The organism is Mameliella sp. MMSF_3455, assembly GCF_030733205.1.
In the GTDB taxonomy this organism is placed as follows: Bacteria; Pseudomonadota; Alphaproteobacteria; order Rhodobacterales; family Rhodobacteraceae; genus Antarctobacter.
Genome location: NZ_JASHJL010000087.1, coordinates 1 through 5124, shown reverse-complemented (window position 1 = coordinate 5124; position 5124 = coordinate 1). Strand labels below are relative to the sequence as shown.

The window sequence follows — 5124 nt, the reverse complement described above, 5'->3', positions numbered from 1 at the left end:
GACGGTAAGAAGCGGAACGGGATACCCAGTTCGGACCGGAGCACCTCGAAGTGCGTGCCATTGATCGGGACCCGCCCACCGGCTGACTTCATCAGGGCGCGCAGCCGTAAAACCGCTGCACACAGAGACGCCGAATACATGGCCGCGACCGACCAGATTGCCGGACCCGAACAAAGCTCTTGCCAAGGGGCCATCCATACACGGTCCGAGAGACAATGGCGAACGACCAAGCGGCGAGATGCGGCGCTCCGGGTGATGCGGGATCATGACATCTCGCAGCGCCGGGCGTGTCGGCTTGTCCACTGCCCGGCAGGGCATTGCGCAGCAATGTCCCGAGAGGGGGGGGCGATCCCAAGACAGTCCGGCGAGAACGCCCGCCCGACTGTGCCAATATCCGCAAGGAAATGCAGGAGATCGCTGGCAAACCGCAGCAAAACGCCTTCATCGAAAGCTTCAACGGCAGCCTGCGGGACGAGCTGCTCAACGAGGAGATCTTCGACACCCTGGACGACGCACGGCGCAAGCTGGCCCTCTGGCGCTACGACTACAACGCGGTCAGGCCACACTCGTCCCTGAACAACAAAACGCCACAGCAAGCGCGCCGAGCGCTTGAGCAATTTGAGGGCTCCGCGCCCGGCGCGCTTGCGCCAGACGGAGAAGCCGAATACCCAGATCCAACCTGCAGACTCTCGTTATGAATGAGGGGGACCGGCAAGGGGCAGGTCAGTCGTTTTGAAGGAGACGGCGCACTTTAGCACAGCGGTCCGCTTCGTCCGCAGACTGTGGGATCGGCGTCTTCTGCGAGCAGGGCCAGCTTCCCGAGGTATGTCGCACCGTGCCCATAGGCCTTTGACCGCGCGCGGGCGAGGATGTCGTCCAACAAGGCCCGGAAGAGGATTGTCGCGGCCAGCGGATGATCATGTTCCAGAAGCGCCGCCACTTTGGGCAGGATGTGCCAATCGCCACCGTCCCAGCGGTCTGGATGCATCACGATCAGCTTGGCCGCCAGATCCGTCCGGGGCCAGTCGAGAAAGAACCGCAAGGCCGCCTCGGGCATAGCCTTTTCCAGGGCATAGGCATGGGCGTGGTCTTCGGCCTCGACATCCTCGAAGTCCGGCAATTGGTCGAGGTAGTCCCGCAGGATCTCGGCGGACAGCGTGGTCTCGAAACACTGCCAGCGCAGGGCCTGCGCGGCAGGTACGTCGCCCAGGGCCTCCAGGATGCGCGCCTCCAGGCTGACCCGCGGCGGGGACATGTCCCCTTCACCCTCATCAAACGCGCGCCGCCCCGGCTTGCGCACCCACTCCAGCGCCTCGGCGCTGCGCCCGGCCTCAAGAAGCTGCGCCGCGATCCCCAGGGTGTCCTGCATGTGCGGGCGCTTTGCCGATTCCAGCGCGATGAGCAGATCGAGATCCCCCCGCGCCCTGGCGATGGTCTGGCGCATCTCGCCCCATTGCGAGGTCATGGAGTAAAACCAGCCCTCCGGCGCGCGCAACGCTTCCTCGGCCTGCCGCTCGGCGATGACCTCTTTCAGGTCGGCATCCCAGCGCGCCAGGCTGTCTTGCGGCAGATGCGGCACCACGGCGGTGGTGACTTCGGCCAGATAGCCATGCGTGCTTTCGCCCAGGGCCGTCATGATCTTCTCGGGCAGCTGATCCGCCTCCGCGGGTGTCAGTCGCGGGGCCAGGTCGCCGATCGCCGCGATCGCCTGGTAATAAATGTCCTGAACACGGCCCGAAGAATCATCGACGCGCTCGAACACCTGTTCATGCGTGGCGATGAAACGCAGCAACCGGTCCACGGCCAACGCAGGCGCAGCGGCGCCCAGCTCGGAGGCAAGGGTATCGGTCAGGTTGCGCAGATCCTCGGCAAAGGCGCGGGCCTTGTCCCATTCGATGAAACTCTTCGCCCGCGCCAAGCCGGAAAGCCGCCGGTCAACCAGCTTGGCGATAGCCTGCGGCCCCGACTTGCCGGCCAGCGCTGCCTTGACCTGCCGCCGGAACCCGGCGTTGCGCTCTGCTTCGTCCAGCACCAACTTCGCGAGCTTCTCGGCGCCAAGGTTTTTCAGCTTGTCGGTGGTGAGGGCAGGTTTGCGGGCCGTGGGGGGCTCGGATTTGGACAGTTTGTCAAAGTACCTGCCTTGGCCAGATCGTTGGGGCAAGCATTGAGGCTTGACTGATGAGAGGCTGCGGGAGGATAGGCGGGGCGGCGAACCGCAGTCGAAGCTCAGGGCGCGATCTGGCAGCATTTGCCTCGGCAGATTTGAGAAGGCGGCGACCGAACCTGGCCCGCGACTCTTTACCTTCGCTCTGTCAAATCGACAGCATGTCGCATGGCATCGCGTTCAAGCGCAATTGGCATGGCGGGCATTTTGGCGGGCGCGGCCATCTTGTGCGGATTTTTACCAATGTTATCAAGGGTAAATGGCGGAGACGAAGGGATTCGAACCCTCGAGACGGTTTCCCGCCTACTCCCTTAGCAGGGGAGCGCCTTCGACCACTCGGCCACGTCTCCGCCGACGCGTATAGCCAAGGAAACATAGGGAATACAAGGCGATTCTGCCCTTTCTCTGAAAAACCTTTCCACACCCGAAAACCGGCTCAAGTGGCACTGAGAGGCACTGAGGAGCACCGAGTTTGGGCAAGATCTGGTCAATTTCCCTTACAGAAAAAGCGCCCTCGGACGCGTCAAGCGTTTTGTGAGGCCGCGCAGGCCGAACGCGCCCTTGAATCTGCCAAGGTCGTTTCCGGCCAGGTCTGCACGATCCGATCTCCTTTCCAGAAGGAGGTTGGGACATGAAGGCCAACAGCAAGGACCCTGGTTCGGCGAGCGCCGAAGAGCTCGCTACGTATTGGAGACTGCCCTCGGCCAGGGCTGCCCGTGAGCTCGCGCGGAAAATCGGCGTCCGCAACGTCGGCGGCCGATACGCGTGGTCTTCCATTTGGGCAGCCGAGGGGCTCGCGCCGCCTCCAAGATCGCGCTGGGACGAACTGAAGCTGCCACACTGTACGGCGGAAGACGTCGCAGGCATCCTTGGGGAATCGCCGCGCTCCGCCAGGCGACGCGGCTTGGCGAAGCCAGATGCGAGCTTTCCCGACCCTATCCCGCTACGGAAAAAGCCGATGCTCTGGCGAAGGGCACAGCTGCGCGCCTGGCAGGCAGGATTGCCTGTGCCTCACTACAAGCGCGCCTCGACGACAGCAATGATCTCGCCTGAAGCCTCGAAGCGACGGCAGCGGAAGCCCGAGTGCAACTCATTCGATCCGTGGGCTGCAGCACCATCTGCGGCCACCGGGAACGATTAAATGACACCCCCGACGAAGAACGGAAAAGATGACAACCACCCGGCAAGATTGTTGCGACTTTTCTTGCAGGCTGTCTGTCAATTTCCGCTTCGTCACAACGAAGAACGGCCAATCTGAACGATGAACGGCCAAATCAAGGAAATGACACCCATGACTTTCAATCCCTTTGAAGATAGTTTCCAGGGCCTTGGCGACACAGCGACATCCGGAGCGAAGAACCTCCAGGATGTGCTCGAGTGGCTCGAACGCGGCGAATGCCCTCTCGGGGTTGCTGCTCGGCGCACCTATGCGCAAGCCGTCCGAAAAGCGGCAAGGCTGATTGGTCGGACGCCCGACCGAATTCCAGCTTGCACGACGCAGTTTCAGAGCATGTTTCCAAACAAGGAATATGTTCATTCCTGGGGCAAGACCTTCTGCGCCGCAAAGCGCTGGAAGCGCAACGTCTCGGCGGCAATCAATGGCGCGACCGGCACCATCGCGGCTCATAAGGAGCGCAGGTCGCGGCTTGACGAATGGGCCTCGCTTCTGGCTGTGCTGGGGGAAATCGCGGAAAAGGCCTCTCCCTCTCCGTTCGAGCTTCATCCCAAGCAGCTCATCTGCATCCAAAGCTGCGCGGATACCGCCAGAAAGCTGGAGATCCGGGTGAGCGACATCGATCCGGACGTCGCTTTTTGCCTTTACCGAGCGGCCCCCACGAAAGCGGCAAAGGACGCCGTGGTAGAGGCGCTCAATCTCGTCGATCAGTCACGCATCATCACGGATCGGCGGATACAGCGTGTCCTGCCAGCTCAGTCCATCGGCTTCGTTCGACCAGAACGGGCCGAGAAAATCGCCATTCCGGGGTCCTTGGTTCAGGAGTTGGAGACTTGGGTTCACCTCGCAACACGGGGCCGCTGGTCCATAACAGACAATGCTTTTGTGGGCGGCGTCTCTCCCACGCCCTACCTCAATGCCGCCAAGAAGATCCTCACGACTGCAGAACGCGCCGGCGCACTGAAGCTTGCTGAACTGAGCACCATCGCGTCGGCCTTCGATGAGCGGGTTTTGGTTGCCGTCGTTCAAATGCTCCGCGACTTGCACAAAAATGATAGAGTCGGCGCCATCACGCCTCGCACCGCTCGGGGTTATTTGGAATGTCTCGTTCCGCTTCTGGAGCGCAACGGCGAAGATACGTCTTCCGTCAGGATGATGTTGAAAACGGATTCATGGCTGAAGACCGGTCGCCGCAGTCGGTCCGAGATGTCCCCTCACGTCCGCTCCTTCTGTCGGAATGTCGTAACCGACATGAACGCGAGAATTCGGTTCCTGTCTCTTCACATCCAGTTCAGGAAAAAGGCGATCCTCCACCTGAAAGCTGCCCAGATGACGACGGGCCGGAAAGCTGAGCGGCACCTCGAGAAGGCGCGTCGCTTCGGGACATGTGCGGCCTTCGCAGCCTTGGAAACCGATGCAATCCCGGCCCGCGTCTCAAGCGTCTTGAAGACAACCTTTCGCGGAAGCGCCGCCTGGCTCTGCCTGGGACATCGCAAGGCGGACGACGGGCGGCTCATGATCCCTGCTGCAAACGTGAAGAACCGCAAGCCGCTTTTTGCAACTATATCGGCGACAAGCCGGTTGCGGGGTCTGGAAACGCTCCGCTGGTATGAACAGGTCATCCGACCGCTCTTTAGCGACCATCAGGACAACAATCATTTCTTTCCGGCAGTTCAGAAACGGGGTCAGCCCTTACCTTATGCGACGTTTGTGAACCGGCGTGCAATTTTGACCCCGTAGAGGGGTGATCGGCGTCCAAAAATGACCCCCTTACACTGATGTGGAT

2 protein-coding genes, 1 tRNA gene and 1 pseudogene are annotated in these 5124 nt (G+C 61.5%); 2 read left to right on the top strand and 2 right to left on the bottom strand.

Going from position 1 to position 5124, the window contains the following annotated elements; genetic code table 11:
- Positions 1-419: 419 nt before the first annotated feature.
- Positions 420-698 (top strand): annotated as a pseudogene (locus RBB42_RS27790) (integrase core domain-containing protein); the annotation flags it as partial.
- A 53-nt stretch (positions 699-751) separates the two neighbouring features.
- Here the strand turns inward: RBB42_RS27790 and RBB42_RS27785 are convergent.
- Complete coding sequence (locus RBB42_RS27785; RefSeq protein WP_371931843.1) at positions 752-2248, bottom strand: DUF6880 family protein; 1497 nt, start codon at positions 2246-2248, stop codon at positions 752-754.
- Between the two features lie 176 nt (positions 2249-2424).
- A tRNA-Ser gene (locus RBB42_RS27780) sits at positions 2425-2514 on the bottom strand.
- Between the two features lie 941 nt (positions 2515-3455).
- Between RBB42_RS27780 and RBB42_RS27775 the strand changes: the two genes are divergently transcribed.
- Positions 3456-5078 (top strand): hypothetical protein, encoded by a 1623-nt coding sequence (locus RBB42_RS27775; RefSeq protein ID WP_305972671.1) that lies wholly within the window; start codon positions 3456-3458, stop codon positions 5076-5078.
- Positions 5079-5124: the final 46 nt, after the last annotated feature.